Source organism: Streptomyces sp. NPDC026062 (genome assembly GCF_055568375.1).
The window spans coordinates 18721-44539 of the sequence record NZ_JBVHOQ010000052.1 but is presented as its reverse complement, the minus strand read 5'-3'; the positions used below and the strand labels follow the sequence as shown (position 1 = coordinate 44539).

General features: G+C 69.9%; 24 protein-coding genes, 2 pseudogenes and 1 riboswitch. Of the genes and pseudogenes, 15 read left to right on the top strand and 11 right to left on the bottom strand.

All coding sequences use genetic code 11. The annotated features are described in order from the left end of the window. Positions 1-91: 91 nt before the first annotated feature. The 4 genes from ACZ4LX_RS33345 to ACZ4LX_RS33330 form a co-directional block, all read right to left on the bottom strand. Positions 92-1756, bottom strand: a complete 1665-nt coding sequence (locus ACZ4LX_RS33345) for a peptidoglycan-binding domain-containing protein (RefSeq protein WP_467650748.1) — start codon at positions 1754-1756, stop codon at positions 92-94. Positions 1757-1810: 54 nt separating this feature from the next. Then, positions 1811-3064: a hypothetical protein gene (locus ACZ4LX_RS33340; protein ID WP_467650747.1), complete on the bottom strand. Its 1254-nt coding sequence runs from the start codon at positions 3062-3064 to the stop codon at positions 1811-1813. Further along, on the bottom strand, positions 3061-4152 hold the full coding sequence (locus ACZ4LX_RS33335) for a HesA/MoeB/ThiF family protein (RefSeq protein ID WP_467650746.1): 1092 nt from the start codon (positions 4150-4152) through the stop codon (positions 3061-3063). Before ACZ4LX_RS33335 ends, ACZ4LX_RS33340 begins: the two co-directional genes overlap by 4 nt. Before the next feature lie 94 nt (positions 4153-4246). Continuing rightward, positions 4247-4393, bottom strand: a complete 147-nt coding sequence (locus ACZ4LX_RS33330) for a hypothetical protein (protein ID WP_467650745.1) — start codon at positions 4391-4393, stop codon at positions 4247-4249. Positions 4394-5579: 1186 nt separating this feature from the next. On the opposite strand from ACZ4LX_RS33330, the gene ACZ4LX_RS33325 reads away from it, so the two are divergent. Beyond that, positions 5580-6803: an oxygenase MpaB family protein gene (locus ACZ4LX_RS33325; protein WP_467650744.1), complete on the top strand. Its 1224-nt coding sequence runs from the start codon at positions 5580-5582 to the stop codon at positions 6801-6803. A 315-nt stretch (positions 6804-7118) separates the two neighbouring features. On the opposite strand, the gene ACZ4LX_RS33320 is transcribed toward ACZ4LX_RS33325, so the two are convergent. Next, on the bottom strand, positions 7119-8084 hold the full coding sequence (locus ACZ4LX_RS33320) for a pirin family protein (protein WP_467650743.1): 966 nt from the start codon (positions 8082-8084) through the stop codon (positions 7119-7121). Positions 8085-8225: 141 nt separating this feature from the next. Here ACZ4LX_RS33320 and ACZ4LX_RS33315 point away from each other — a divergent pair, with 141 nt between their 5' ends. Continuing rightward, the gene (locus tag ACZ4LX_RS33315; protein WP_467650742.1) at positions 8226-8582 is read left to right on the top strand and encodes a tetratricopeptide repeat protein; all 357 of its coding nucleotides are present in this window, start codon (positions 8226-8228) and stop codon (positions 8580-8582) included. An 81-nt stretch (positions 8583-8663) separates the two neighbouring features. Next, on the top strand, positions 8664-9173 hold the full coding sequence (locus ACZ4LX_RS33310; RefSeq protein WP_467650741.1) for a GNAT family N-acetyltransferase: 510 nt from the start codon (positions 8664-8666) through the stop codon (positions 9171-9173). Positions 9174-9313: 140 nt separating this feature from the next. Here the strand turns inward: ACZ4LX_RS33310 and ACZ4LX_RS33305 are convergent, their stop codons facing one another. Then, entirely contained in the window at positions 9314-10081 is a 768-nt protein-coding gene (locus tag ACZ4LX_RS33305; protein ID WP_467650740.1) for a CbtA family protein, read from the bottom strand. 29 nt (positions 10082-10110) lie between these two features. Then, entirely contained in the window at positions 10111-10326 is a 216-nt protein-coding gene (locus ACZ4LX_RS33300; protein WP_467650739.1) for a CbtB domain-containing protein, read from the bottom strand. A gap of 45 nt (positions 10327-10371) precedes the next feature. Then, positions 10372-10465, bottom strand: a riboswitch (adenosylcobalamin (AdoCbl) riboswitch). Positions 10466-10588: 123 nt separating this feature from the next. Between ACZ4LX_RS33300 and ACZ4LX_RS33295 the strand changes: the two genes are divergently transcribed. The 3 genes from ACZ4LX_RS33295 to ACZ4LX_RS33285 all read left to right on the top strand — a co-directional run bounded on the left by ACZ4LX_RS33295 (position 10589) and on the right by ACZ4LX_RS33285 (position 13047). Beyond that, on the top strand, positions 10589-11173 hold the full coding sequence (locus tag ACZ4LX_RS33295; protein ID WP_467650750.1) for a histidine phosphatase family protein: 585 nt from the start codon (positions 10589-10591) through the stop codon (positions 11171-11173). Between the two features lie 123 nt (positions 11174-11296). Next, positions 11297-12556 carry a DUF6357 family protein gene (locus ACZ4LX_RS33290; protein WP_467650738.1) on the top strand — a complete coding sequence of 420 codons (1260 nt, stop codon included), beginning with the start codon at positions 11297-11299 and terminating at the stop codon, positions 12554-12556. A 137-nt stretch (positions 12557-12693) separates the two neighbouring features. Beyond that, entirely contained in the window at positions 12694-13047 is a 354-nt protein-coding gene (locus ACZ4LX_RS33285; RefSeq protein ID WP_467650737.1) for an antibiotic biosynthesis monooxygenase family protein, read from the top strand. 54 nt (positions 13048-13101) lie between these two features. On the opposite strand, the gene ACZ4LX_RS33280 is transcribed toward ACZ4LX_RS33285, so the two are convergent. The 4 genes from ACZ4LX_RS33280 to ACZ4LX_RS33265 form a co-directional block, all read right to left on the bottom strand. Then, positions 13102-13626, bottom strand: coding sequence for a GNAT family N-acetyltransferase (locus ACZ4LX_RS33280; RefSeq protein ID WP_467650736.1), 525 nt, complete (start codon positions 13624-13626; stop codon positions 13102-13104). Next, the gene (locus ACZ4LX_RS33275) at positions 13620-14105 is read right to left on the bottom strand and encodes a rhodanese-like domain-containing protein (RefSeq protein WP_467650735.1); all 486 of its coding nucleotides are present in this window, start codon (positions 14103-14105) and stop codon (positions 13620-13622) included. The genes ACZ4LX_RS33280 and ACZ4LX_RS33275 overlap by 7 nt, the downstream gene beginning before the upstream one ends. A gap of 163 nt (positions 14106-14268) precedes the next feature. Further along, positions 14269-15249 (bottom strand): helix-turn-helix domain-containing protein, encoded by a 981-nt coding sequence (locus ACZ4LX_RS33270; RefSeq protein ID WP_467650734.1) that lies wholly within the window; start codon positions 15247-15249, stop codon positions 14269-14271. A 271-nt stretch (positions 15250-15520) separates the two neighbouring features. Further along, on the bottom strand, positions 15521-15709 hold the full coding sequence (locus ACZ4LX_RS33265) for a hypothetical protein (protein ID WP_467650733.1): 189 nt from the start codon (positions 15707-15709) through the stop codon (positions 15521-15523). A 138-nt stretch (positions 15710-15847) separates the two neighbouring features. Here ACZ4LX_RS33265 and ACZ4LX_RS33260 point away from each other — a divergent pair. The 9 genes and pseudogenes from ACZ4LX_RS33260 (at position 15848) to katG (ending at position 25749) form a co-directional block, all read left to right on the top strand. Next, a pseudogene (locus tag ACZ4LX_RS33260) lies at positions 15848-16920 on the top strand (acyl-CoA dehydrogenase family protein). 483 nt (positions 16921-17403) lie between these two features. Next, positions 17404-17913, top strand: a complete 510-nt coding sequence (locus tag ACZ4LX_RS33255; RefSeq protein ID WP_467650732.1) for an AfsA-related hotdog domain-containing protein — start codon at positions 17404-17406, stop codon at positions 17911-17913. Positions 17914-18415: 502 nt separating this feature from the next. Continuing rightward, entirely contained in the window at positions 18416-19651 is a 1236-nt protein-coding gene (locus ACZ4LX_RS33250; RefSeq protein ID WP_467650731.1) for a cytochrome P450 family protein, read from the top strand. Between the two features lie 130 nt (positions 19652-19781). Continuing rightward, positions 19782-19928: a hypothetical protein gene (locus tag ACZ4LX_RS33245; protein ID WP_467650730.1), complete on the top strand. Its 147-nt coding sequence runs from the start codon at positions 19782-19784 to the stop codon at positions 19926-19928. Between the two features lie 654 nt (positions 19929-20582). Further along, positions 20583-21410, top strand: coding sequence for an alpha/beta fold hydrolase (locus ACZ4LX_RS33240; protein ID WP_467650729.1), 828 nt, complete (start codon positions 20583-20585; stop codon positions 21408-21410). A 228-nt stretch (positions 21411-21638) separates the two neighbouring features. After that, positions 21639-22238, top strand: coding sequence for a sulfite oxidase-like oxidoreductase (locus ACZ4LX_RS33235; RefSeq protein ID WP_467650728.1), 600 nt, complete (start codon positions 21639-21641; stop codon positions 22236-22238). Between the two features lie 3 nt (positions 22239-22241). Continuing rightward, positions 22242-22950 (top strand): annotated as a pseudogene (locus ACZ4LX_RS33230) (ferredoxin reductase). A gap of 48 nt (positions 22951-22998) precedes the next feature. Continuing rightward, positions 22999-23268, top strand: coding sequence for a DUF6510 family protein (locus ACZ4LX_RS33225; protein WP_467650727.1), 270 nt, complete (start codon positions 22999-23001; stop codon positions 23266-23268). Between the two features lie 255 nt (positions 23269-23523). Then, positions 23524-25749 carry a catalase/peroxidase HPI gene (gene katG / locus ACZ4LX_RS33220; protein WP_467650749.1) on the top strand — a complete coding sequence of 742 codons (2226 nt, stop codon included), beginning with the start codon at positions 23524-23526 and terminating at the stop codon, positions 25747-25749. Positions 25750-25819: the final 70 nt, after the last annotated feature.

Below are 25819 nucleotides of genomic sequence, written 5' to 3'. Positions count from 1 at the left end.
GGCTCCACACCTACAATCACCACCGCGGACACACCGCGCTCAAGGGCCAACCACCCGCCAGCCGTGTCCCCAACCTCACGGGTCAGTACACCTAGACGTTGTCTCGCACGTCCTGCAGGTACTGCTGGACGAAGGCGTTGAACGCCACTTGCTGGTCCGTCTCCTCCGCCAGGTCGGGGTCGACACCGTCCGGGTCCTCCCGGAAGACGAACTCGGCAAGGCCGTCCGGCTGCATTTCGCCCAGATCCGCCGCGGCGAAGACGTTGTTCAGGTGGGTCATCTCCAGCGCCGTCGCGGTCGCGTCACCCGGCGTCACACTTCCCGCCGTGTCCTCCAGACCGGTGGCGGCCTGGAACTCCGTCAGCGCGCCCGCCATCTCCTCGCTGAACGCCCCGTCGACGGTGATGAGCGGGCCGCCCGTGCTGTCCCGCCAGTCGTCGATCAGGGCCTGGAGGTAGCGCACGTCCTGGTGATCGTTGTCCCCGTCCGGGCCCACGGAGCCCCCCATGGGCGAGTTGAAGACGAGCAGGGCGGGCGCGAGGACGGCGCCGAACAGCTCGGCGGCGATGAGGGCCAGCGCGACGAGGGCGGCGAGGACCGCCGACACGATGATCGCCTTGGCGAACGCCTCCAGCAGCTCTCCGTCGACCTCGACGCAGATCTCGTAGACGACGAGCCCCTTCGCGATCTCCGGTTCGGTGGCACGGCGGTAATGGAGCGCGACGCTGCACGGGACGATGCCGAGGTAGTTCCGCCGGTAGAAGACGATGGACCGGTCGGGATCGAACTGCGTTCCCATTTCGTACTTCACGAAATTGGGGTCCGTCTCGGCCAGGAAGTCCGTCAAGGACAGAAACGTCTCGATCTTGGTCCGGCCGGCCCGCCTCCCGGAGTCGGAGTTGGGCTTGATCTCGTAGAACTCCATGCGTACGCCGGGCTGATGGCTGATGATGTCCGGCACCGCGAACCGCTCGTTCTCGTCGTCCTCCGGATCGACCGGCTTCTTCCGCGTCTCGCAGCTGCCGGAGATGAAGGATCCGTCGAGCGACGGTGTGTGCGTGGCCAGGAAGCTCGCCAGGAAGCGGCAGCGCGTCGTGTCGGACTGCTCGTCGAAGAAGTCCGTCCCGGTGTTGCCCCGGGCGAACTCGTCGCAGCCGCCCTTGCTGAAGCAGTAGTCCAGCTTGACGATCCACTCGACGATCCGGGCGACCTTCGCGGCCGCCCATCGAGGCGCACCGGCCTCACGCGGGGTCCGGCAGACCTTGGCCATGGCAGTCACCTCTCCGTGTCTGCGCTGCCGCCGTCCGTGGCCGACGGCACCCCCGGGACGCGTGAGAATCCACCTCTTTCCACCATATGCGTCCTGCCGCGCACCGACCTCCGGAACCGTCGGAGGCCGGTGCGGGAGGGTGGAGTTGCTGTTCTGGCCGTGGACGACGCCCTTGGCGTCGGAGTCGGCGCCCCGGTCTCCGCGGAGCGAAACGTAGCCGCTGGGCTCCAGGGCGCGGGTGGCGTCAAAGGTGAACCTGTTGCCAGTGGCGTCGTTGACGGCGTAGCCCTTGCGGTCGGCCTCGCGGCCCAGCCCCGACTGCGAACCGCACGCCCGCACCCGAGGGCACATCCACGCCTCACGGGAAATGCCGCTACGGCCGACACGGCCGAGGCCGGACTGACTGTCTCCCGCGCCCACGAGCGAGGGGCAGTGACAGCTGCGTCCGGCCCTGTCCTTGGACAGCGCGGCTCCACCATGCGTCAAGCCTCCGCATATCGACGCAGGGGGCAGATGGGTTCTCCTGCTGCGGACTTGAGCTCAGACCGACGCGGCGGCGCGACGACGGCAGACGCGGCCCAGGAAGCGCCGCAGTCGCGGTCCGTGCTTCTTCGCGAAGGTCCGGAGGAAGATCACCTGGAACGTCCCCTCGGTCACGAGCACCGACAGGCCGTCCATGGTCCGGACGAGGTCGGAGTCCGCGAGTCCGTCCATGGCGGTCGTGGCGGCCGTCGTGAAGATGTTCACGGTCAGCGGGAGCCCGTAGAAGAGGAACAGTGCGAGGCAGATGACAGACCCGATGACCATGAAGCCGGCGTACGCCCGCACCGGCGTGCGTTCGCGCGCCGGCAGCGCCTCGACAGGGTTCACCGGACGGAGACCTTCCTCCCTGGCTCGATGTGTGACCAAGCCGCAGAGGTGGCGGACGTAACTCCAGCTGTCCACGTAGAGGTTCTTGCAGCCCATCAGCTCCTGCACCACGAAGTACATGTCCGTCTTCATGAAGAAGCAGAACTGGTAGACCACCGACACGAGCCTCGCCAGGAGCAGGGCCTGGAACACCCGAGCCTCGAACGAGCCGGCGTCGGCCAGGTTCATCCCGATCGAGCACAGCGCGGCAATGCAGAGGTCGCCGGCCATTCCCGCCAGGTACACCCGGTACCTGACTCGTCGGGGAGCCGCCCACAGGCCGTTGGAGGTGGTCTGCACTGCGAGAAACTGGAGACGGGTCCCGAAGCCGATGCGGGCATGGACCCCGGCCGCGCGCGAAGCCATCAGGTGGAGCGACTCGTGGACGGCGACCGAGGCCGCGAACAGCGCGGCACTCAGCAGCACGTTGGCGGCCGGCGACCCGGTGACGAAGTAGGCGTGGTAGCCCGGCAGCGGCTGCTCGCGCACCACCGCTGCGGCGATGCCAGCCATCAGCAGCCCGGCGACACAGAGGTAGACGGGCAGCCGGAACAGCCACCGGGCGAGTGCCGGACGGAGCCAGGTCCAGCTCTCCGGATTGATCCGGCCGGGCAGGTCGATCCCATTGACCGAGGCGGCGAACTCCAGCTCGATGAGCGTGTCGGCGAACTCCTCCGCCGCTATCCGCTGCCCGCAGGCCTCGTACACGGCCTGTTCGGCCTCCTCAACCGTGTGCCCGGTGCGCAGGGCTTCGATGAAGACCACTGCCTCGCCCGGCACCTCCACGAACTCGTCGCCGTCGCGCCGCCCGACGATCCAGCCGTCCACGTCCTGGCTGATGACGAGCTCGTGAAGGGTGAGCCGATCACCTGCGGCTGCCCTCACCGGTCGGTCCCGCAGTACGTACAGTCCGGCTGCGGCGTGCCACCCATGTAGTACTGGTGCTCGTAGTCGAGGAAGTTGCGATGCAGGATGCGGCCCAGAGTCTGCACCGGCATGCCCAGCAGCAGGTAGAGCGCCTCCAGCGCGATGGAGTTGCCGACCAGCTGGGCCGTCGGCGCGATGACCGGGTTGAATCCCTCAGTCCGCTCCCGCTGGATGGCGGAGCGTCCGATCTCCTCCAGGCGGCGCTTCTCTCCCTTGCTCAGACATGCGAAGCACGCGGTCCGGCCCGGCACGAAGGTCGAGAGGCAGAGCATCGGACCGTTGTAGCAGCCCATGATCCACGGGATGCCCAGTCGGAACGCGACCGCGTTCGAGATGTACTCAAGTCCCTTGGGCCGATCGGCGCAGTGCAGGAAGAGACTGGATCCCGCCACGTTCTGTTCGACGGCGTCCTCGTCCGTCACCATCAGATCGGTGCCACTGATGTCGATGTCGCTGTTGATGCGGCGCAGCCTCTCGACCGCGGCCTCGGCCTTCGGCCGCCCGATGTCGTCCTCACTGAAAAGGATCTGGCGGTTCAGGTTCGATAGCTCGACCTTGTCCCCGTCGACACAGTGGATGGTTCCCACACCCGAGGCGGCCAGACTCGCGGCAGCGGCAGAGCCCACTCCACCGACGCCTATCACGGTGACAGAACTTTCCTTGAGCCTCGACTGAAGAGTGAGCGGACTCGGCCGCGGCGTCCGGTCCACCCAGGAGAGCCAGTTGGTACTCCGGCTGTAACGGTCCACATCCCGCTCGGTGAGGTTGGCCGGGATTTCCGTGCCGGCGTCCTCGACCGATCCGGAACTCAGCAGGAAGTCGAGTACCCGCAGCACACTGCCCTGATCCGCGCGGCCCTCGCGGACCACCTCGTGGACGACCTGCTCACTGGTCCGGGATCCGTCCAAGAGCTGTGCCACCTGCCAGATCAGGCCGGTGGGGTCCTCGACCTCGTAGCCGAGACCGTAGTGGACGCTGCCCATCCACAGCGTGCCGTCGTCCCACCGGATCGGACGGTGCGGAGGCTTGATCTTCGGGAGTCGCACTGGTGCGCCACCAATCTCTCGGGGAGTTCCAGATGTGCCGATGGAGCGGTGCGGGTCAGCCGATGACCGCACCCGCACCGCTCCATCGCCGATATCAGTACTCGGAGCTCGGGTCCTGACGGACTGCCGTGGTCTCCAGGCGATCGAGCTTGCGCACCTTGATCACCATCTTCTCCGCCAGTTCCTGCTCGGCGTCGCGCGGCTTCACAGCCTGCTCCTCGGCCTGCTCCAGCTTCTTCATGTCACTTCCTCCTTCTGCGTTGGTGTGGAGCCAATCTAGGAACGGCAGGCATGCGCGCCCAGCTCGGACCTCATAGGTTGACGGCACGCGGTTGTGGGGACCGTGCCGGCGATGACCACGAGGCCGTGGCGCAGCGGGACGCGCGGAGGCGCCCTCGACACAGGCATCCGCGGCCGCGCAAGTGTCAGTACCTCGACCCCTTGCCGGCGGTGGCCGACAGCCTGGTGGACCTCACCGAGACCGCGTACAGCCTTCGCCGGGCTCGACCGGTCACTCACCCGGAACACCCTGCCCCGCCCGCAGAGCAGCAACCGCGACACGGCGGGCTCGCTCGGCCTGGTCCGGAACAGCCACCGCTTTCGCGCGCCCCCGGCAACCGCACCGGTGCCGACGGCAGGGGTCTCGGACGCCGACGGTCTGCTGCCGCTCGCGGAAGCAGTCGCCGTCGTGCGTGCCGTCCTCGAACCCACCGGCCCCGGAGCCGAGCTCGACGAGCCAGTGGCCGAGCGTTACACCATCGCCCGTCTCCACTCCGATCATTCCCCTTTGGGGGCCGGACGGCCTCTCGTACGTGATCACTCGGAACGGCGGCCTCCCCCCATGCGGTCAGCCTTCGTGCCGAGCATCGTCACGACCGTTGCCGACTGCGGCGATGCTCGCTATGTTAATGAGAAATCACATCAATCCACAGCACCAACAGAAAACATGACGCACAACTCGCTTTAGATACGGTCTAGTTATCACTGATGCGATCTCCCGGGAGGCAGATAAGTCAATGGTCAATCACAGAGGTCTTGAGAGATCGACAGTCGACACGACGCCTGCCGTCGCGAACAAGTGATGGTGCCGCACCACCGAGTGACGTGTCAGGGGCCGCCGACGCACGGCCGGGGCAAGCAGACAGGCTGATCCCGGACCACGGGCCCGGCCACCGATCCCTCCCCCTCAAAAGCCCAGAGGGCTCACGGCAGGCCGCAGCACTCCGCCACCGCCAACCGCCGCACACCCCGGGACCGTACGGGCTTCAGCACTCACGAGGGGCCTCACCGCATGTGCAGGCCGAGCGGGAACCCCCGCACGCCCCGCGAGACCTGTGGACTTCGACCGGACGCGGCAGAGCTCCGCAGAATCTCGGCAACATGCTCGACGGACGCAACAACCAGCACCCACAGAGGAGTTCGATCACATGGACGGGCTGAGCAGACGAAAGATGTTACTGGCCGGCGGAGCCCTCGGCGCCGCCGGAGCACTGAGCATGGCTTCACCCGCAGGGGCCCGGCCCCTGTGGACCTGGCCGCCGGCCGGCTCAGTGGCGGGCGCGGGCGCCGGCGCGGACCCCGAATGGGTGTGGGACGACGAGGCCGACCCGGTCCTGGCAGCCGTCATCGACCGGGGCGACGTGGCCAGGGTCAATGCCGCACTGGCCAAGTGGACCCGTAACGATCAGGCCCTGCCCGCCGAATTACCCTCAGATGTACGGGACTTCATGGAGACGGCCCGTCGGCTCCCGTCCTGGGCGGACCGTACGAAGCTCGACCGCGGTTCCCGGTTCAGCAAGACGAAGGGGATCTACGTCGGGGCACTGTACGGCCTCGGCAGCGGCATGATGAGTACCGCCATCCCCCGCGAGGCGCGCGCGGTGTACTACTCCAAGGGCGGGGCGGACATGAAGGACCGCATCGCCAAGACCGCGAGACTCGGCTACGACATCGGGGACCTGGACGCGTACCAGCCGACGGGCTCGATGATCGTGACGTGCGTGAAGACCCGGATGGTGCACGCCGCCGTACGGCACCTGCTCCCCCAGTCTCCCGGGTGGACGCAGACGAGCGGCGGCCAGACCATACCGATCAGTCAGGCGGACATCCTCGTCACCTGGCACAGCCTGGCCACGTTCGTCATGCAGAGGCTCAAGGACTGGCGCGTGAAAGTCAGCACCGCCGACTCCGACGCCTATCTGCATGTGTGGCAGGTCAGCGCCGCCATGCTCGGCGTGCGGCAGGAGTACATCCCGGCCACATGGGACGCGGCCAACGCCCAGTCCGCCCAGGTCCTCGACCCGATCCTGGCCGCGAGTGACGAGGGGGTGGCACTGACCGAAGTCCTCCTCGACATCGTGGCCGAACTCGATCTCGGCCTCACCCGTCCCCTGATCAGCGCGTTCGCCAGGTACACGCTCGGCGACCGGGTCGGGGACATGATCGGGCTGTCCAAGGAGCCCGTCCTGAAGCCTCTGATCGCAGCCGCCTGGCCCCTGCTGGTCGCCTTCCGCGAGGGACTGATCTCCTTTCCCGTCATACCGTCCGTCGCCTGGACGCTGGAAGAGGCGATCCGCCAGTTCGTCCTGCTCTTCCTCGGCGAGGCCAAGCCGATCGCCATCAGCATCCCGGACACGAACCGCCCGTCCTGACCACCGCTCCCCCGGTGGAAGACGCGCTGCGACGCACCCCGGATCGGGTGGTGGGGGGGGGGGGCGGGCCCGGGGGGCCCCCCCCCCCCCCCCCGCCCCCCCCCCCCCCCCCGGGGGGCCCCCCGGCCCCCCCCCCCCCGGGGGGGGGGGGGGGGGGGGCCCCCCCGCCCCCCCCCCCCCCCCCCACCACCCGACGTCCACGCCGCCCCGCGGTGAGGCATCGCCGACCGCATTCAACTCACAACTGACAAACGGTCAGGAAGTCGGCAAAGGGCAGCATCAGTCCTGGCACACGTGATCGGACAAGGGGGCAGGTCACCGCACGCGACCGCGCGCTTTCAAGGGCACCGGGGGCAGCACCGGAGCCGGGATCGGAGCGCCGTCGTAGCCCCGCACGTTGCCGAACCGGTCGCCGTTCATCCAGTCCTCACGGGCCTTCGCGATGTCGTCCTGGTTCCTGCCCACGAAGTTCCACCACATGACGATCTCCTCCGCGAAGGGCTCACCGCCCAGGAGCATCAGACCCGCGTCGGACTCCGCGCGCAGGGGGAGCTCCGTGCGCCCGCAGCCGAGGTAGAGCATGGAGCCGGGCAGTACGGGGACGCCGTCGACCTCGGCCTCGCCGGACATCGACAGCACGGCGTACTCGAAGTCCGGGTCGAGCGGAAGCCGGGCTTCGGCGCCCCGGCTCAGGGCGAGGTCGGCGCCGACGATCGGGGTGTAGGCGGTACCGGGCGACGTGGCGCCGTCGAGGGTGCCCAGGATCACCGTGGCCGTCAGGCCGGGGGCGGTGACGGTCGGCAGGTCCGTGTGGTGCTGGAAGTGCGGTTCGACGTTGCGGTGGGCATCGGGCAGGGCGACCCAGAGCTGGGCGCCGTGCAGGAGCGACGCGTGCGGCCTGGGGCTCTCCTCCGAGTGACTGATGGCACGGCCGGACGTCATCAGACCGAGTTCGCGCGGGCGGATCGTCTCGAGGCTGCCCAGGCTGTCGCGGTGCAGGACCTCGCCCTCGTGCAGCCAGCTGACCGTCTGCAGGCCCATGTGCGGGTGGGGCGGCACCTGCATCCCGGGCTCGTCGGCGATGTCGTCGGGGCCGTAGTGGTCGACGAAGGCCCAGGCCCCGACCATGCGGCGGCCCAGGTTGGGCAGCAGCCTGCGGACCTCGGTGGACTCGCCGAGCCGGACATGTCGCGGGGTGAGAAGTTCACGTACGGGTTCGGCGACGACGAAGCCCCTGCCTCCGCAGACGGAGAGTGCGGCCTGACGATCGAGATTGCTCATGACGCTCAACCTATTCCCGTGCGACTCCGGGCGGGCGGCACCCACGCCGAATATTTAGTGGAATGTTAAACCATTGATGCGTGTTGGGGGGTGTGGACGCGTACGGGAACAGCCCGGCGGCATCTCGACCGAGGAGATCACATGAGCGACACCTACTACGAGTTCGGTACCGCTGCCGAACGCTGGGACCGTGCGCAGTTCTTCTTCGGCTCGAAGGAGTACACGACCGCGGCCCGGATTCTGGGCGGGCTCGTCGAGGAGGTGCCGGAGCAGGTCGCGCCGCGGCTGCTGCTGGCGCGCTCGTACTACCACTCGGCGCGGCTCGGGCGGGCCGAGGCGGAGCTGCGCGAGGTGCTGGAGCGCGACCCCGTCGAGCAGTACGCGCGGCTGATGCTGGGCCGCACACTGGAGCGCCAGGGCCGACAGGCCGAGGCCGACACACAGCTGCGGATGGCCGCCGCGCTGGCCGGGGACTTCCCGCCGGCCGACGGCGCGTGACCTCGGCGGTCGCCGGGCCCATCGGGCCGCACCCGGAAATCCGGGTGCGGCCCGGCCGCGCCGCGTGATACTTCCCGGGGCATGACCGACCTCGTCACACCACGCCTGCTTCTGTATCCGATGACCGTTGCCGACGCCGGACAGGTGGCCGCGGGCCTGCCGGCCGACGGTGTGCACTGGGCTCCGGGCTATCCCTCACCGGGCGAGATGAGGGCGGCCAGGCGGTTCCTGGACACCTGCGCCGAAGCCGGTGATCCCACTCCCTACGGCCCGTACGGCATACGGCGCCGCGAGGACGGACTGGTGATCGGGGGCGTGGGGTTTCACGGACCGCCCGACGAGAGGGAGCACGTCACGATCGGTTACGGGCTCGTGGAGTCGGTGCACGGCCGTGGGTACGCCTCGGAGGCGCTTCGCGCGCTGCTGCGGTTCGCCCGCGACCGGGGCGTCGTCTGCGTACACGGGGACGCCGACCTCGACAACATCGCCTCCCAGCGCGTCATGACCGCGGCAGGCATGCGCCTGGTGAAGGAGGACACGCAGCTCAGGTACTACAGGACCGACTGGGACGGGTCCGCCCGTCAGGCGTGAGACGGCTCCCGCGCATGCCCGGAGCCCGCCGGACCTCTCCCCGGCGGGCTCCGGGCATGCTGTCGACGCGGTGCACACCCTTCTCCGCGCCCGGCACGCCGTTCAGGTCCCGCGTGCCGGGCCCGTCGTCGCGCCGGGGTTCAGCCCGCGACGGTCGCCGGCAGGTTCGCCGCGCCGTCCGTGACCGCAACCGGTTTCGGCACCAGCAGCCGTTCGGTGAGATATCCGAAGACCAGCCCGAAGGTGGTCCAGAGCGTGACCTGCACCGCGAGCGTGGCCAGCCTGAACTCCCAGAGCAGAGCTGCCGGGAAGTCCTTTCCGACCTCGTTGAACGAGGGAAGGAAGGCGTAGGCCAGCCCGGTCACCAGCACATAGCCCGCGGCTGCGGCGATGGTGGCGTTCCAGTTGCCCAGGCGTGGGGCCAGGCGCTTGCCGAGGATGACGGCGGCCACGGCCAGCAACACGCTGAGCACCACCATCAGGAAGAACAGCGTGGTACGTCGGCCGATGGTGTCCGGGTTGCCGACCGCCGGCGGATTCGCCGGGTACTTCAGGAACGGCACGATGTACACGGTCAGCAAGGCCGCTCCCGCGATCAGCGCAGCCGTCGCCCTCGGGCCGAAGCGGCCCATCCGGCCGAGGGCGTAACAGAAGACGAGCGCGGCGATGCCGCCGACGGCGACGCCGAAGACGAGTACACCGGTGGCCAGGCCGGCGGTGGACTGCATGGTGCGGCTGACGAGTTCCTCGCCGCCGCCGTGGTCATGGCTGTGTGTCTCTTCGAGGGCGATGGCCGCGTCGACACGGGACTCGCCGAGGAAGTAGGCGACGAGCAGTGCGAGAGCACCCGCCACCAGGCCGGCCAGCATGCCGCGGACCAGCAGAGCTCTGACAGATATGGAGTTCATGAGGGATTCCCCTGGATCAGCCGGATGGATCAGTGGCAGGGGAAACCGAGAAGGTGGCGGCCGTCGTGGACCCACTCGTGCACGCCTTCGCCCGAGATGAGCGCGGTGGCGCCCTGCTCGGCGCCGACGAAGTACAGCAGGATCAGCATGACGACGCCGAAGAAGACCGCCCAAGGGGCAATGGTCTTCAGCGAGATGGGGGTGATGGCGGGTACGGCTGTCGCGGGGGCAGCAGTCTGAGCCATGGCAGAACCTCCTGAGGGAACACGCGTCCCGATCGTGGTGCCTGAGACGAAGGTGCTGGGTCTGACTTCCCGTACGGAAACGGGTTCACAGTGGCGCGACCGTGCCGGATTCTCACCGGACTTCCGTCACACCTTCGTCATGTCGTCGCGACGATACCGCCTGGGAGCGGGTGCCGCCATGGTGCCGGTGTGCGGGCCGACGGGCCCCGATGCCATGGTGGGGTTGGCCAAGTGGCCCTGGTTCAGGGAGTTGAGGGCGAGCATGACGGTACGGGTGATGTTGATCTCACCGGCGATGAACGCCGCGCTGCGTGAGGCCCGGTTCGCGGGTGACGCGTCGCTCGACGAGTCCGGCCTCCGGCTGGCGCGTTCCGCGGCGGGCACGTTGCCTGCGGCGGACCGGGCCCTGCACGGACCGTCCCGGCGCTGCACGCTCACCGCCGACGCGCTCGGGGTGCGCTCCCTCCCCGAACTCTCGCTTCACGACTGGGATCTGGGACGCTGGACGGGCGCCCGGCTGGACGAGGTGAGCGCGAGCGAGCCGGAAGGTGTGGCGTCCTGGCTCGCGGATCCCTCCGCCGCACCGCATGATGGCGAGTCCTTGGAGGAACTGTGCGCGCGGGCAGGGGCGTGGCTCGACGAGCTGGACGGCGGTGGCCCGGGACGGGTGCTCGTGGTGGCCGAACCCGCCGTGGTCAGGGCCTCGGTCGTCCATGCGCTGGCCGTTCCGCCTCAGTCGTTCTGGCGGATCGATATCGCACCGCTGACGCTCACGGAGCTCAGCGGCAGGTCGGGGCGGTGGAGCCTGCGGTGCGGCAGGCCACTTGCGCCGGGGCAGGGCGGTTGACATGCCTTGCGCCGGGTCGTCCGTCCGCTTCTCGGCCGAATGCCGCACGGCCGGCCGGTGTCCTGACCGAAGCACCGGACGACCGGCATCCGCTGCTCTCGTCCCATGGGGAAGACTGAGCCCATGAGAGACACCGTTTTCACGCGCGACGGCGGCTGGATCCCGAAGGTGATCCGCGAGGACGGTGAGCTGAGGCTGATGCTCGGTGCCGGGGCCGACGCCAACCATGAACCCCGCACGTTCACCTTCCCGATCGGGGAAGCCCATCTTGCGGTGATCCGGGAGGACCTGGCCAGACACCTGCTGCTGTGGAGTGCGGTCCTTCCCCTGTGCGACGACGCCGGCACCCGGGGCCGGCTCGACGAGACCGCCGCCGTCGCGCTCCTGGATCCGGTCCTCCTCTCCCCGCCCTCGGATGTGGACGCTCTCTTCCGCCGCATCCGGTGGGACAGAAGCCGGCTCATAGCCCATGGGGCTGACATCGGTTCGCTCGAACGCGGTCAGGTCTGTACGGCCATGCGCGCGGCGACAGAGACGTCGAACGGGAAACGAGCTGCGGAGTACCACGCGAACCGCCGTCGCGCCGAGCGCGGAACCGTACTCGGTCCGCTCGACGCCGCGATTCTGAAGTACACGGGCCAGTATCTGCACGGCTCGACGGTTCCCGGACGGATGCCCGGCGCCGTCGACCCCACGCTGCTGTCCGAGGTCATGCGTGTGATCGCCACTGCGGAGCAGGCGTGCGCCGGGATGCGGATCGGCCGCGATCCGCGACGGGGAAAGCACGCCACGGACAAGCGCGACTGGGATCGGATGGCGACGGCGGTCGACGCGGCCGTGCGCCGCGCACATCCCGAGGTCGTCGACGACGCGGTGCGTACCGTGGTCTTCCTGATGTGCTCGGAGGCCGCAGGCCGCTCCAGGAACATGTCCATGGACGATGCCGAGGAGGCTGTCGCCGACCGCACCGGCTTCGGTGAGAGTGCGCGGAAGACGGTCCTGTCGTTCACCGACGACAAAGGCGTCGAGAAGCAGTGGAGCTCGGGCTCCCCTCGCACCGCCGGCGCGGAGTTCTGGGAGTTCGTCGGCGATCGCTCCGCCTCGGACAACAAGGTGTTCACCATCGAGGACGAGAGGATGGGCGAAGGGATCCAGCTCCACTTCTACGCGGACTCCATCGCCCGGATCACCACGGTGCGCGAGGGTGAGAGCGGGTCGGATCCGGAGTACCGGGTCGAGTACAGCCTGGTCGACGGGATCGGCGAGTACCGGAACATGGTGAGCGCCTTCGTTCTCGGCGGCTGCGCCGCACTCGATCAGCACGGTCCCTGGATGCAGAATGCCGACTTCGAACGCGCGCGTCGGGAGCGCGGCGCCAAGTAGCCCCGGCAGGAGCCATCGCCTGCGCCGCCGGAAAACCCGCGTACGAACGGGCACACCAGCCACGCGAGCTCGGCGCCGGCCACAACCGTCGCAAAAGACGCTGGATCGTCCGGCACGTCCCGCCTTACGGTGACGCGATGAGCGAGCAACCGGAAGTGTCCGCCAGGCCCGTCGAAGCCTTTGAACCTCCTTACTACGTTGCTGTCTTCACTGCTGTGCGGTCGCCCGAGCAGGGCGGCTACAGCGAGACGAATGCCCGTATGGAAGACCTGGTGAAGAACGTCCCGGGGTTCCTGGGGATGGATCACGCACAGACTCCTGGCGGTCTGGGCATCACCGTCGGGTACTTCCGGGACGCCGATGCCCTGACCGAGTGGCGGACCAACGCCGAGCACCGTGCGGCGCAGAAGCGCGGACGTGCCGAGTGGTATCGGAGCTACACGCTGCACGTGGCGAAAGTGGAACGGAGCCAAGGATTCACGCGAACGTAGGCCCGCCGCCTCCCGTCCGCCGCCCCGTGGCGCACACCGGCAAGGTCCGGACGGCTACAGCCGGACGGCGTGACCGTCCACGGGCGCTCGGGGCAGGTCTTCTGCCGGGCGAGTGGGGAGTGAGAACCTGATCTTGGACCGGGCTTGGGCCCCCACGTGGTGGTAGAAACAGATGGCATCGGTGTTCCAGTCGGGGGTCTGCCACTGCATCTGTGCGGCGCCGCGGGCTGCTGCCGCGTCCTTCACGGCGTTGAGCAGCGCGCGCCCCCAGCCCTCGCCTCGGTGCGGTTCGGTGACGAACAGGCAGTCCAGGTGCACGTAGTCGGTTGCCTGCCAGGTGGAGAACTCGCGGGAGCAGGTGGCGTAACCAATCAGTTCGCCGCCGCGGTCGACCACGAGACACCACGCTCTCGGATGTACTGAGAACAGCACGGGCTCCAGACGGGTGGCGAGATCAGCGGGCACGGGTTCGGCGCGCTCGAAGGCGGCATGGGCGGCGCACAGGAGAGCTATCGCCGGCAGGTCGGCCGCGATGGCCGGACGGATCACGCCGTCCGGCCGTGCGGTGTCCTTCAGCATGCGCAGGAGATTCCCGAACGCGGGGCGGTCAGGTCGTCGACAGGACGCTGCTCGGCACCGGTGGCGGAGTCGTAGGCGAATCCCTCGCGTACCCAGTACTCGAAGCCGCCGAGCATTTCCTTGACCTGGTGTCCGAGGCGGGCGAAGGCCAGCGCCGCACGGGTCGCGCCGTTGCAGCCGGGGCCCCAGCAGTAGGTGACCACGGTCCGGGCCGGGTCGATCAGGCGCGGCGCCAGGTCGGCGATCCGCGCGGTGGGGATGTGGATGGCGCCGGGGATGTGACCCTGGTCCCAGGCGGCATTGCTGCGGGTGTCGACCACCACGATGCCGGGTGCGCCGGATGCCAGATCGGCGTGGACGTCGGAGACATCCGCCTCGAAGGAGAGACGGGCGGCGTAGTGGGCTGCGGCCTCGGCCGGGGTGGCGGCGGGCACGCTCAGGACAACGCTGGTGATCTCTGCGGAAGCGGTGACGGGCATAGGGCGGGAACCTCTTGTTCTTGCTGGTCGGGACGAGGCCGGGTGGACCGTGTCGGGTGTCCCCCGGCCGGCGACGGCTCCATCCTCCGATCCCTGGGCCCGCCCTACGAGTGGCGTAAACGTCTGAAGTCGCCAAGATTCCGCCAGTCGTACGGCGTGACCCTCAGGGGAGCGCGGAGACGCGGGTGAACGTCTTGCGGTAGGCCGTCGGCGTCGTCCGCATCTGGCGGGTGAAATGGTGCCGGTACGTCGCGGTGCTGTCGAAGCCGACCGCGGCGGAGACCTCGTCGACGGTGCCCTCGCCGGATTCGAGCAGTGGCAGGCTGGCAGCCACTCGCTGGGCGATGACCCAGCGCATGGGGCTCACGCCGTTGCGGCGGCTGAAGTGCCTCAGGTATGAGCGTTCCGACATGCACGCGGCCTGGGCCAGGGCGGACACGGACAGCGGGGTGTGCAGTTGACGCAGTGCCCAGTTCATGCTGTGCGTGACGCCGTCGTCCTCGGGACCGATCTCTCCCACCGCAGCCTCGATGAACTGGGCCTGCCCGCCCTCGCGGTGCGGCGGAACGACGAAGCGGCGCGCCACCGCGTTGGCGACGGACGCGCCGTGATCGGCCCGGACCAGGTAGAGGCACAGGTCGATACCGGCCGCGCTGCCCGCGCTGGTGAGGACATCGCCGTTGTCGACGTACAGCACGTCGGGATCGACTTCGATCCCGGGATGCCGTTCGGTGAGCGCGCGGGCGTAGCGCCAGTGGGTGGTGGCGCTACGGCCCTCCAGCAGCCCGGTCGCGGCCAGCGCGAACGCCCCCGAGCAGATCGACACCAAGCGCGCCCCGCGCGCATGGGCCCGCAGCAGCGCTTCCACCAGGGCGGGCGAGACCTCCGCCCCGACCTTGGCCACCCCCGGCACGATCACCGTGTCCGCCGCGGCCAGCGCATCGAGTCCGTGCTCGACGCGCAGCGTGAACCCACCGACCGCCCGCAGATCCTGGCCGGGCTCCTCGGCGCACACCCGCAGCTCGTACCAGGGCAGGTCTCCCAGCTCCGGCCGGGACAAGCCGAAGACCTCCACCACCACGCCCAGCTCGAAGGGCGCCATTCCATCGAAGGCCAGTGCCGCCACCACGTGCGTTTTCGTCACGGCCATATCTTAATGACCAACAATATCCAGCCACGACAGCGCGGGCGGTGAGATGGGGCGACCGGGCATGGGCGGGCTCAGTTCCTTCTTCTCGGTGCGGCCCCTGGGCCCGGTGCTGTCACCGACGCCTCCGGCGTGTGACGGAGGCCGCGAGCGGGACCAGGGAGAGGGCAACCGGGGGCCAGGAGACGCCGGAGGGTCGTGAAGGCTCATTCGGAGGAACGGGAGAGGCGGTCCGGGGCCGGGGCGGCAGTGACCCGCTCGACACTCGTCAGAGCAGCAGCGTGAGGGTCGCCGGGCCGGTGAGCTGGGCGAGACCGCCCGAGGCGCAGGCGGTCAGGTTGAGCGCCGGTTTGACGATCACGTTGGTGAAGACGGCGCCCTGCCCCAGCCCTGCGGTGACGGTGCCGACGGCGGCCACCACGGTGGCCCCCCGAGGGAGGGAAGGGCGCGGGGCCATGACATCTCCGCTCCGGAGGCCGGACCGTCGTGCCGACCCGTCCCCCGACCGCGTGGACCTCTCCTGATTGCCCTCCTCCTGTCCGGCGAGTGGGTACGGTCGGATCATCCCCGTCGCCCCACCGACCGAGGAGTTCCGATGGAAGGCGATCAGGACCACCCCCTTCTCGTCCGGGCCCGCCGTCTCTCAAAGGATCTACTGGCCCCAGCCGCCCAGAGCGTCGACAGGGACGGCCTCCCCGCCGCCCACCTGGACGCGCTGCGCGCCTCCGGGCTACTGGGGGTGAGCGCTCCGCGGGAGTACGGAGGAGCCGGAGTCCCCGACGCGGTCGCGCGAGAGATCCAGGAGGCCCTGGCCACCGGCTGCTGCACGACCTGGTTCGTACAGGCCCAGCATCAGTCCCCGCTGAGGCTGCTCGCCGCGTCGGACGGTCCGGCGAAGGAGCGGCTGCTTCCGGAGCTGGCGAGCGGCAGGCTGCTGGCGGGAGTCGCGTACGCCCACGTCCGCTCGTTCCCCGGGTCCCGGTGCGGGCCACCGCCGACCGCGGCGGCTGGCGGTTCGACGGCACGGTCCCCTGGTACACCGGCTGGGGGCTGAACGACGTGATGCTGCTGGCCGGAGTCGACGCCGACGGCGAGGTGGTCCTCGCGTTCGCCGGAACCGGCGAGGAAGGGCTGTGTGCGTCGGACCCCCTGCGGCTGGTCGCCGTGTCGTCCTCCCGCACGGTCTCGCTCCGGCTGGACGGCCTGTGGGTGCCGCAGGAGTCCGTCGTCCTGCGAATACCGGGGGAGCGGTGGGCCGGTACGGACCTCGCGCGCGCCTCGAACGTCTCCCCTGCCGTCTTCGGCGTCGCCGAGGCCGCTCTGCGGGTGCTGGAGGCGACCGGCACGGAGGCCGCCATGACCGCGCGCGGACTGCGGACCGAACTGGCCGCGGTCCGCCGGCGCGCCTACGCCCTGGCCGACCATCCCGCACCGGAACACGGTGTTCCCGAGCGCACCGCTCTGCGCCTGCGCGCTCTCGACCTGCTGCGCACGGTGACCACGGCGGCGGTCGTCGCGGGCGGCGGCCGTGCGACGGACCTGGACCACCCGGCGCAACCGCTGGCCAGGGAGAGCCTGTTCATGCTCGTCCAGGGGCAGACGGCGCCGGTCCGCCGGGCCCACCTGGCGTCTCTGACCTCAGGGTCCGGGTCGACCGCTTCGTCCTGATCCCCTCTCTCACCCGAGACCACGGAGGTGCCTCATCATGCAGGAGCAGCCCCGGAGCGCCCGACGACAAGACCCCGACGAAGCGCCGGACGGCCCGGAGCCGGGCACCGAGGTGGCCGCCGCCCTGACCGGTGTGAGGCGCCCCTGCGACGTCCTCCTCGTCCACGACGCCGTGCTGCCGAACGGACTCTCCTTCCGCGTACGGGTTCCCGAGGCGCACGACCTGTTCGGCGACCGGGGCGCCGACAGCCTCCCGGACGACGCCCTTCTGCTCCGTTCGGTGGTGGAGCAGTGCGCCTACGCGACCCTCCAGCACACAGGGCTTCTACGGCCCCGGGAGGTCCCGCTGAACACCTCGTCGAGCAGTCGTGTCCTGACCGGCCCGCCGCTCCAGCCCCTCCCCGGGGGACTGCTGGCGACCTGTCTCGTCGAACAGCTCCGGACCAGCCGGACGGGACGCACCCGGCGGGTGGTCGCTCTTGCGTGCTCCGGTCGCCGGACGGACAGGTGGTGGCGGACGGCGAGACCGGTGCCGGGGTGCTGGAGAACGCCCTCTACCGGAACTGGCGGGGCGCCGGGGTCGTCCGGGCCGGATACCTGCCGCCTCCGAGCGAGCCCCATGCCCCCGCAGGACGGGTCAGGTCCCGGCCTGAGAATCAGGTCCTGGCGCAGGTCGAGCGGGAGGACGGGGGTGGCGCCCATGCCGTGTTGCGCGTGTCCGGGCCGCATCCCTACCTGCTGCCCGCGTCCGCGGACCACGTGACGGGACGGCTGTTCGCGGAGGCAGCCCGGCAGCTCGTGCTCGGTCTGTGCGCACCGCACGGCGGAGTGCGCGCGCTGCACCTGTCCTTCCCCCGGCTGTGCACCCTGGACGCGTCCGTGCGGGTACGCGCCGTTCCATGCGCCGGACCGCAGGCGTCCTCCCGGTGGCGCGTCCTCTTCTCCCAGGCAGGCGCCACGGTGTGCGCCGGGCGCATCGAGGCAGGCGCCTGAGCGACGCGGTCCGGGGAACCCCGCGCCCGGCGATCCCGGGCGTGCGGCGCCTGCGAGCACGAGAACGCGAGTCCGAGGGTCTGGCCGCCCCCTCGGGGCACGCATGCGCAGACATCGGCCGGCGGACCTCCTTCCCGGCATCGAGCCGCGCTTCGCGGACGCGTACAGCGACGACATCCTGCTCATCAGGGCGGCTGAGGAACAGGCGCGCGGACCCGGGACCGACGGGAAGCGGGTCACCCCCGGCAGGTCGGTGCGACCGCCTCCAGTTCGCGCGGGCAACCCGGCGAACGCACCGCGGGCGCCCCTACCGCCTCCCCCCTCTTCCGTACGGAGAACCGTCGTCCATGTCCCGCCGCCGTTTCCTTCCCGTCCGACCGGGCATCACAGGAGCGAGGCAGCCGTGAACCGGCCGGAGCGCCGGGACACCACGACAGACCCGTTGTCGCTCGTCCTGCGGCCACGCCCGGCCGGGGAACGACCAGACCGACCGAGGAGTGCCATGGCGCACGAATCAGATTCCCGGTGCCCGGTGCTGGATGTCTCGGGGGGCTCCCTCCACGCTGAGGCGGCGGCACTGCGGGCCGAGGCGCCCGCCGTACGCGTCCTGTTGCCCGGCGGCGTCATGGCGTGGGCGGTGACCCGGCACAGCGTCATCAAGGCGCTGACCTCCGACCCCCGGGTCTCCCGGGACTTCGTGCGGCACTGGCCCGGACGGAGCGAGGTGCCCGACGGCTGGCCGCTGGCCGCTGTCACCTTTCAGCAGAACTTCCTGAACACCTACGGCGCCGAACACCGCGCACTGCGCGGCCGGGTGGCCCCCTCCTTCTCCCCCAGACGGGTCTCGGCCATGCGTCCGAGCATCGAAGCGGTGGCGGCACGGCTCACGGACGCGTGGGCCGCTCTCGATCCCGGCGAGGCGACCGATCTGCGCGGTACCTACGCGCTGCCGCTCACCATGACAGTGATCTGCGAACTGTTCGGGGTGCCCGAGCACCTGCGGGGGCCCCTGGGTGCGGCCATCGACCGGGCCGCCGACACCGCGGCCTCGCCCGAACAGGCCCTGGCCGTCCACGCCGAGATCGACGCCCGCCTGGACGAACTGGTCGCCCACAAGCGGGCCGACCCCGGCGCCGACCTCACCAGCGACCTCCTGATGAACTCCGAGGGCGGCGACGGCGTCTTCACCGAGGAGACCCTCAAGGGGACGCTCTTCCTGATGATCGGCGCCGGCTACGAGACAGCTGTCCACCTCATCACCAGCGCCGCGCACGCCCTGTTGACCGAGCCGGATGTGCTCCTTCGGATCGAGCAGCGCGAACTGCGCTGGCCGGACGTCGTGGAGGAGACCCTGCGGCTCCAAGGTCCCATCATGTATCTGCCGTTGCGGTACGCCGTCGAGGACATCGACCTGGGCGAGGGGACCGTCGTCCGGAAGGGCGAGGCGATCGCCGTAGCCTTCGCCGCCGCCGGCCGCGACCCGGAGCAACACCCGCAGAATCCGGACGACTTCGATCCTCTCCGCGACGACAAGACGCATCTCGCCTTCGGGCACGGTCCGCACTTCTGCCTGGGTGCCCACCTCGCCCGGCTGGAGGCCGAGGTGGCACTGCGCACCCTCTTCACCCGCTTGCCGGGCCTGGCGCTCGCCGCGCCGGAGCGGACGCCGGACCGGCTGTCCTCCTTCATCCTCAACGGCCTGACCGAACTGCCGGTCGTGCCGGTGCCGCGCCGCTGATCCCCGCTCGGACGGGACGGCCGATGCGGGAGCCGCCGCACGGCGGCTGTGGGAGCGGGTGCTGCGCGGTCGACCGCGGGACCGAACCGCGATCGACGAGTGCGTTCGCGTCATCACAGGGTGCGGGGCGGTGGAGCTCGCCTTGTCGCGGGCCGAGGAGAGGCTGGACCGCGCTTGGGAGGTGCTCGAGCCCCTGCTGCCCGCGTACCCGGTCGTCGCCCTGTTGAGGTCGCTCGGCTTCTACGCGGTCACCCGGGACGCGGAGTTGAACGGCTGACGGGCCGGGCGGCCGGACACGCACCGGCCGCTCACGGAAAGGAGAAGAGAAACGGCTGAGCGGCTGCGGCTGTGCGACCGGGCGGTCGCTGATTCCGGCGATCTGGCGCGACGGCGAGCGGATCGGAGGTGATGCCGTCGAGATGGGGCTGCTGATGTGCAGGCCGGGCCCGTACCTGGTACGGGTCCAGGTACGGCGCGTTGCGATGGGGGCACGACATGGGACAGCGGCCGGGGATCTCGTGGAGGGAGCGGGCGCGGGCTTCCCTGAAGCGGCCTCATTCCCCCGGGTCGTTTCAGGGAAGGGAGTTGAACGGGAGCGGGGTGCGGCACCCCGCGGCGGTGGGCCCGGGCGTCGGACACGAACGGAATCGGCCCCGCACGCCCCGAGGAGGCGTGGGGGCGTTGCGGAACGTGTCGGCCCGCTGTTCAACCTCCTCCGGTCCGATCTGCGGCGGATCCACACCTGCGGGTGAGCTTGCCGAGGCTGTACGGGGGCGGGGCGGCGGCGTGGGGATGCGGGATGTCCCAACGTGTGGACGATGGAAGAAGGGGCTCGTCCGCGGGGTCGTCCAACGGCTCCAGCGCTGCAAGAGCCCATCATCCACGCGGGCCACACAGTGGCGGAAAGCCGCGCGAGCACCAAGGAGTATCCATGCCGGTCTGCACGACCCGTGACGGTGTCGAGATCTTCTACAAGGACTGGGGCCAGGGGCGCCCGGTCGTCTTCATCCACGGCTGGCCGCTCAACGGCGACGCCTGGCAGGACCAGCTGAAGGCCGTGGCCGACGCGGGATACCGCGGAATCGCCCACGACCGGCGCGGTCACGGCCGCTCGACGCCGGTGTACGACGGATACGACTTCGATACCTTCGCCGATGACCTGAACGATCTGATCACCCAGCTCGACCTGCGGGACGTCACTCTGGTCGCGCACTCGATGGGCGGCGGCGAACTGGCACGCTACATCGGTCGGCACGGCACCGAACGCATCAAGTCCGCCGTGCTGCTCTCCGCGGTCCCGCCGCTGATGCTTCAGGGGCCGGACAACCCCGAGGGGGTGCCGCAGAGCGTCTTTGACGACATCAAGAGCGGCATCCTGGCCGAGCGCTCGCAGTTCTGGAAGGACACCGCTGTCGGGTTCTTCGGTGCGAACCGGGACGGGAACAAGGTCACCCAGGGCAACAAGGACGCCTTCTGGTACATGGCGATGGCGCAGACCATCGAGGGCGGGGTCGACTGCGTGGACGCTTTCGCCCGGACGGACTTCCATGAGGACCTGAAGAAGTTCGACGTGCCGACCCTGGTGGTGCACGGAGACGACGACCAGGTCGTCCCGATCGACGCGACCGGACGCAAGTCCGCGAAGCTCATCCCGAACGCCACGCTCAAGGTCTACGAGGGCGGCTCCCACGGCATCGCCCTGGTACCGGGCGACAAGGAGAAGTTCAACAAGGACCTGCTGGACTTCCTGAAGAGCTGACCAGGCCGGCGCTGCCCCTGCCGATGGAGACCGGCAGGGGCAGCGCAGCACTCGTGACCCGGCGGTGGGCGAGTGGGTTCCTGGGGGCGCCGGCTCCGTGCGCGGCCCGCTCTGTCCGGTGACCTGCCGCCGTGTCGCCGCATCCGTCGGCGGCCGATGGAGCTGGGCCCTTGCGAGTGAGCGGCCGCTGTGGCGATGTCCAGGTCGGGATCGTAGAGGTAGGCGCAGATGAGTGGCATTTCTCCGGGCTTCCACGGCCGTACGCACCGGTTCGAGGGGCGGCTTCCGCCGGGGCAGTACCCCACGGAGTCGTTTCCCGTTCTCTCGGCCGGGCCGACTCCCCAGGTCCGCACCGAGGACTGGTCCTTCACGGTTTCGGCGGAGGACGGGCGGACCCGCCGCTGGGACTGGGCCACCATGATGGCGCTTCCTCAGGAGGACGTGACCGTCGACATCCACTGCGTCACCCGGTGGTCGAAGTTCGACACCGCATGGCGCGGGGTATCGCTGGACACTCTCCTCGCCGATGTGGAGACCGCGGCGGACTTCGCCGTGGCCCACAGCGAGGGCGGCTACACCACCAATCTGCCGCTGGAAGACCTCCAGGAGGGCAAGGCGTGGCTCGTACACACCTACGACGGATTCCAGCTGTCGCCCGAACACGGCGGGCCGGTACGTCTGCTGGTCCCGCACCTGTACTTCTGGAAGTCCGCGAAATGGATCACCGGGCTCACCCTCACTCCGCAGGACGAACCGGGCTTCTGGGAGTCGGTGGGGTACCACAACTACGGCGACCCCTGGCGCGAGCAGCGGGCCTGGAGCGACTGACACATGAGTGCGTGGTGGAGGGCCCGCCTCGTCGGGCGTGACGAGCAGTCCCCGACGGGACGCACGCTGCGGTTCGATGTCCCCCAGTGGCCCGGGCACCTCGCCGGCCAGCACGTGGACGTGCGGCTGAGCGCGGACGACGGCTACCAGGCCGTGCGCAGCTACTCCCTGGCCGCGCCCGCCCTGGGGACCGGTATCGAGCTGGGTGTGCAGGCCGTCCCGGGCGGCGAGGTCTCCCCCTACCTTGCGCAGGATCTGCCGGTGGGCGCCGAGGTAGAGGTGAGAGGCCCGCTGGGCGGGTGGTTCGTGTGGCGGGCCGAGCAGGACGATCCGGTCCTGCTGGTGGCGGGAGGCTGCGGCATCGTGCCCCTGATGGCCATGATCCGTAGCCACCGCATGGAAGGATCCGCCGCGCCGATGCGGCTGCTCTACTCGGTCCGCGACCCCGGTCAGGTCTGGTACCGCGACGAACTGGCCCCGGATGCCGATCCGTCGACGGCTTCGCGCATCGTCTGCACCCGCCGAGGCCCGGCCGGCTCGTCCCGGCCCCCCGGGCGGATCACCGCCGACGACCTGCTCCCGGCCGAGCACACCGCACTCGGCTCGGTTGTCCTTCGTCTGCGGACCTACCGGCTTCGTGGAACACGCCGCCGGTCTCCTCATCCGCGCCGGTTACGCCTCCGAGCGCATCCGAACCGAGCGCTTCGGCTGACCACCACCACCTCAGCTGCCGCACGCAGCCTCTCCCCCTGGAGAACACGTGACCTCCCCCTCGCATCGCGACGGCAACGCTCTTGCCGGGCCCCTCTCGCAGATCTTCGCCGGGGACCCGACGATCGCATGGCGGCGCTGCCCGCACTGCGGGCTGACCGGCTCGCTCGCGCAACTGCGCGTCTACGGGCCGGACCCCGGGCTCACCGGGCGCTGCCCCGGCTGCGAGGCCCTGGCCCTGCGCCTGGTCGAACAGCCCGAACACCTCTGGCTGCAACTGGGCACGGGGCAGGGAGCCTTCCGCTTCCCACGCCTTTGAGGAACCAGATCGCGCGATCTTCGACAGCCCGGCTCCTGGATGAGTGGGCTGGTCCTCCTGTCCCCGGACGGGGCCGTCATGCCGAACCGTCGAACGTGCCCGGTCCGGTCTCCTCGCAGCCCGCTCCCGGCCCGGTGCCGCGAGAGGTGACGGCCGGGGCGACCGGTCCGACCGGCACATGAGCACGCTCCCAGCCGGATGTCCCCCTCTCGTCAGAAAGGTCTCCTCGTGCACGAAGAGCGCGTACCAGCCGACATGAAGTCGCTGCCCGACAACACGGACCCGGCGGCCGAGGGCTGCCCCGTCCAGCAGGCTGCCGCCGATCCGATCAAGGGCGACGGCATCCGTCAGTGGTGGCCGAACCGCCTCAACCTCGAGGTCCTGCGACGGCACGAGCGCTCGAGCGATCCCTGCGGCGAAGGATTCGACTACGCCGAGGCGTTCAGCGCCCTCGACCTGGGCGCGGTCAAACAGGACATCGCGCAGACGCTGACGACGTCCCGGACCTGGTGGCCCGCCGACTACGGGCACTACGGTCCGTTCATCATCAGGATGGCGTGGCACCTGTCGGGCACCTACCGGGCCACCGACGGCCGCGGCGGCAACGGAGCCGGTCTCCAGCGCTTCGCCCCCGTCGGCAGCTGGCCGGACAACGTCAACCTCGACAAGGCCCGCCGACTGCTGTGGCCGGTGAAGCAGAAGTACGGGCGAGCGCTGTCCTGGGCCGACCTGATGGTGCTCTCGGGCAACGTCGCACTGGAGTCGATGGGCCTGGAAACCGTCGGCTTCGGTGGCGGCCGAGAGGAGGTGTGGGGCCCCGACGAGGCGGTCTACTGGGGGCCGGAGACGAACTGGCTCACCGACGAGCGGCATAAGGACGACGGCGAGCTGCTCACCCCGCTGGCCGCCGACACCATGGGCCTGATCTACGTCAACCCCGAAGGACCGCGGGGAAACCCCGATCCGATGGCGTCCGCCACCGACATCCGCGAGACCTTCGCCCGCATGGCGATGAACGACGAGGAGACCGTCGCCCTCTGCGCCGGCGGTCACACGTTCGGCAAGACCCACGGCGCGTCCGGCGCCGACAGCCTCGGACCCGAACCCGAAGCAGCTCCGATCGAGCAGCAGGGCCTCGGCTGGAAGAGCTCCTTCAGAACAGGCAAGGGCAACGACACCACCACCAGCGGCCTGGAAGTGATCTGGACCGATACCCCGACCAGCTGGGACAACCGCTACTTCGAGATCCTCCTCGGCTACGAGTGGGAACTCACCGCCAGTCCGGGCGGTGCCCACCAGTGGCGCCCGAAGAACGGTGCCGGCGAGGGCACCGTGCCCGACCCTCACGACCCCACGGCGCGACGTACGCCGGCCATGCTCACCACCGACGTGGCGATGCGTGTGGACCCCGACTACGCACGGATCTGCCGCCGCTTCCTCGACCACCCCGACGAGTTCGCCGACGCCTTCGCCCGCGCCTGGTTCAAACTGACCCACCGCGACATGGGCCCCGTCGCCCGTTACCTGGGGCCCGAGGTACCCGCGGAGCATCTGCTGTGGCAGGACCCCCTGCCCGTTCCCGTCGACGCGCCGCTCGACGCCACCGCCGTCGACGGGCTGAAGTCCACGATCCTGGCGTCCGGCCTGCCGGTCGCCGACCTGGTGTGGCTCGCATGGGCGTCCGCTTCCACCTTCCGGCGCAGTGACAAGCGCGGCGGCGCGAACGGTGCCCGCATCCGTCTGGAACCCCAGAACGGCTGGAGCGTCAACGAGCCGCACCGGCTGAACTCCCTGCTGGCACAGCTGGAGAGCATCCGCGAGACGTTCAGCTCCTCCCGGCCCGCAGGCCATGGCATCTCCATGGCCGACCTCATCGTCCTGGCCGGTACGGCGGCCGTCGAGAAGGCCGCCGCCGACGGCGGCCACGGGCTCCAGGTCGTCTTCACCCCGGGCCGGGTCGACGCCACTCAGGAACAGACCGAGGTGGACGGCCTCGCCTATCTGGAACCCGTCGCTGACGGCTTCCGCAATCATCTGGGCAAGGACGACACCCTCCCGGCCGAACACCGTCTCGTCGACCGGGCCGATCTGCTCGGGCTCACCCCCAAGGAGATGACCGTTCTGGTGGGCGGCCTGCGCGTGCTCGGCGCCACGTACCAGAAGTCGGCCATGGGCGTCCTCACCGACACCCCTGGAATCCTGACCAACGACTACTTCGTCAACCTCCTCGACCAGGACCTGGCCTGGACCCCCACCCCCCACGACCCGGAAGTCTTCGAAGGCAGGGACACCGCCACCGGGAAACCGCGCTGGACCGGCAGCCGCACCGACCTCGTCTTCGGCTCCAACGCCGAACTCCGCGCCCTCGCCGAAATCTACGCGGGCGCCGACGGGAAACACCAGTTCGCCCAGGACTTCGCCGTTGCCTGGACCAAAGTGATGGACCTGGACCGCTTCGACATCCGCCACCATGACGTGTGACGCCAGGAATTGACGCCTCATCACGTTGAATCCTCACGTTGAAGCGGCCCACGGGCCAGCCATCAACGAC

Excerpts from the sequence above, each read along its gene's own strand:
- ACZ4LX_RS33330 (WP_467650745.1), bottom strand. The coding sequence starts at position 4,393 with ATGAAGAAGCTGGAGCAGGCCGAGGAGCAGGCTGTGAAGCCGCGCGAC.
- ACZ4LX_RS33325 (WP_467650744.1), top strand. The coding sequence starts at position 5,580 with ATGGACGGGCTGAGCAGACGAAAGATGTTACTGGCCGGCGGAGCCCTC.
- ACZ4LX_RS33320 (WP_467650743.1), bottom strand. The coding sequence starts at position 8,084 with ATGAGCAATCTCGATCGTCAGGCCGCACTCTCCGTCTGCGGAGGCAGG.
- ACZ4LX_RS33315 (WP_467650742.1), top strand. The coding sequence starts at position 8,226 with ATGAGCGACACCTACTACGAGTTCGGTACCGCTGCCGAACGCTGGGAC.
- ACZ4LX_RS33310 (WP_467650741.1), top strand. The coding sequence starts at position 8,664 with ATGACCGACCTCGTCACACCACGCCTGCTTCTGTATCCGATGACCGTT.
- ACZ4LX_RS33305 (WP_467650740.1), bottom strand. The coding sequence starts at position 10,081 with ATGAACTCCATATCTGTCAGAGCTCTGCTGGTCCGCGGCATGCTGGCC.
- ACZ4LX_RS33300 (WP_467650739.1), bottom strand. The coding sequence starts at position 10,326 with ATGGCTCAGACTGCTGCCCCCGCGACAGCCGTACCCGCCATCACCCCC.
- ACZ4LX_RS33295 (WP_467650750.1), top strand. The coding sequence starts at position 10,589 with ATGACGGTACGGGTGATGTTGATCTCACCGGCGATGAACGCCGCGCTG.
- ACZ4LX_RS33290 (WP_467650738.1), top strand. The coding sequence starts at position 11,297 with ATGAGAGACACCGTTTTCACGCGCGACGGCGGCTGGATCCCGAAGGTG.
- ACZ4LX_RS33285 (WP_467650737.1), top strand. The coding sequence starts at position 12,694 with ATGAGCGAGCAACCGGAAGTGTCCGCCAGGCCCGTCGAAGCCTTTGAA.
- ACZ4LX_RS33280 (WP_467650736.1), bottom strand. The coding sequence starts at position 13,626 with ATGCTGAAGGACACCGCACGGCCGGACGGCGTGATCCGTCCGGCCATC.
- ACZ4LX_RS33275 (WP_467650735.1), bottom strand. The coding sequence starts at position 14,105 with ATGCCCGTCACCGCTTCCGCAGAGATCACCAGCGTTGTCCTGAGCGTG.
- ACZ4LX_RS33265 (WP_467650733.1), bottom strand. The coding sequence starts at position 15,709 with ATGGCCCCGCGCCCTTCCCTCCCTCGGGGGGCCACCGTGGTGGCCGCC.
- ACZ4LX_RS33250 (WP_467650731.1), top strand. The coding sequence starts at position 18,416 with ATGGCGCACGAATCAGATTCCCGGTGCCCGGTGCTGGATGTCTCGGGG.
- ACZ4LX_RS33240 (WP_467650729.1), top strand. The coding sequence starts at position 20,583 with ATGCCGGTCTGCACGACCCGTGACGGTGTCGAGATCTTCTACAAGGAC.
- ACZ4LX_RS33235 (WP_467650728.1), top strand. The coding sequence starts at position 21,639 with ATGAGTGGCATTTCTCCGGGCTTCCACGGCCGTACGCACCGGTTCGAG.
- katG (WP_467650749.1), top strand. The coding sequence starts at position 23,524 with ATGAAGTCGCTGCCCGACAACACGGACCCGGCGGCCGAGGGCTGCCCC.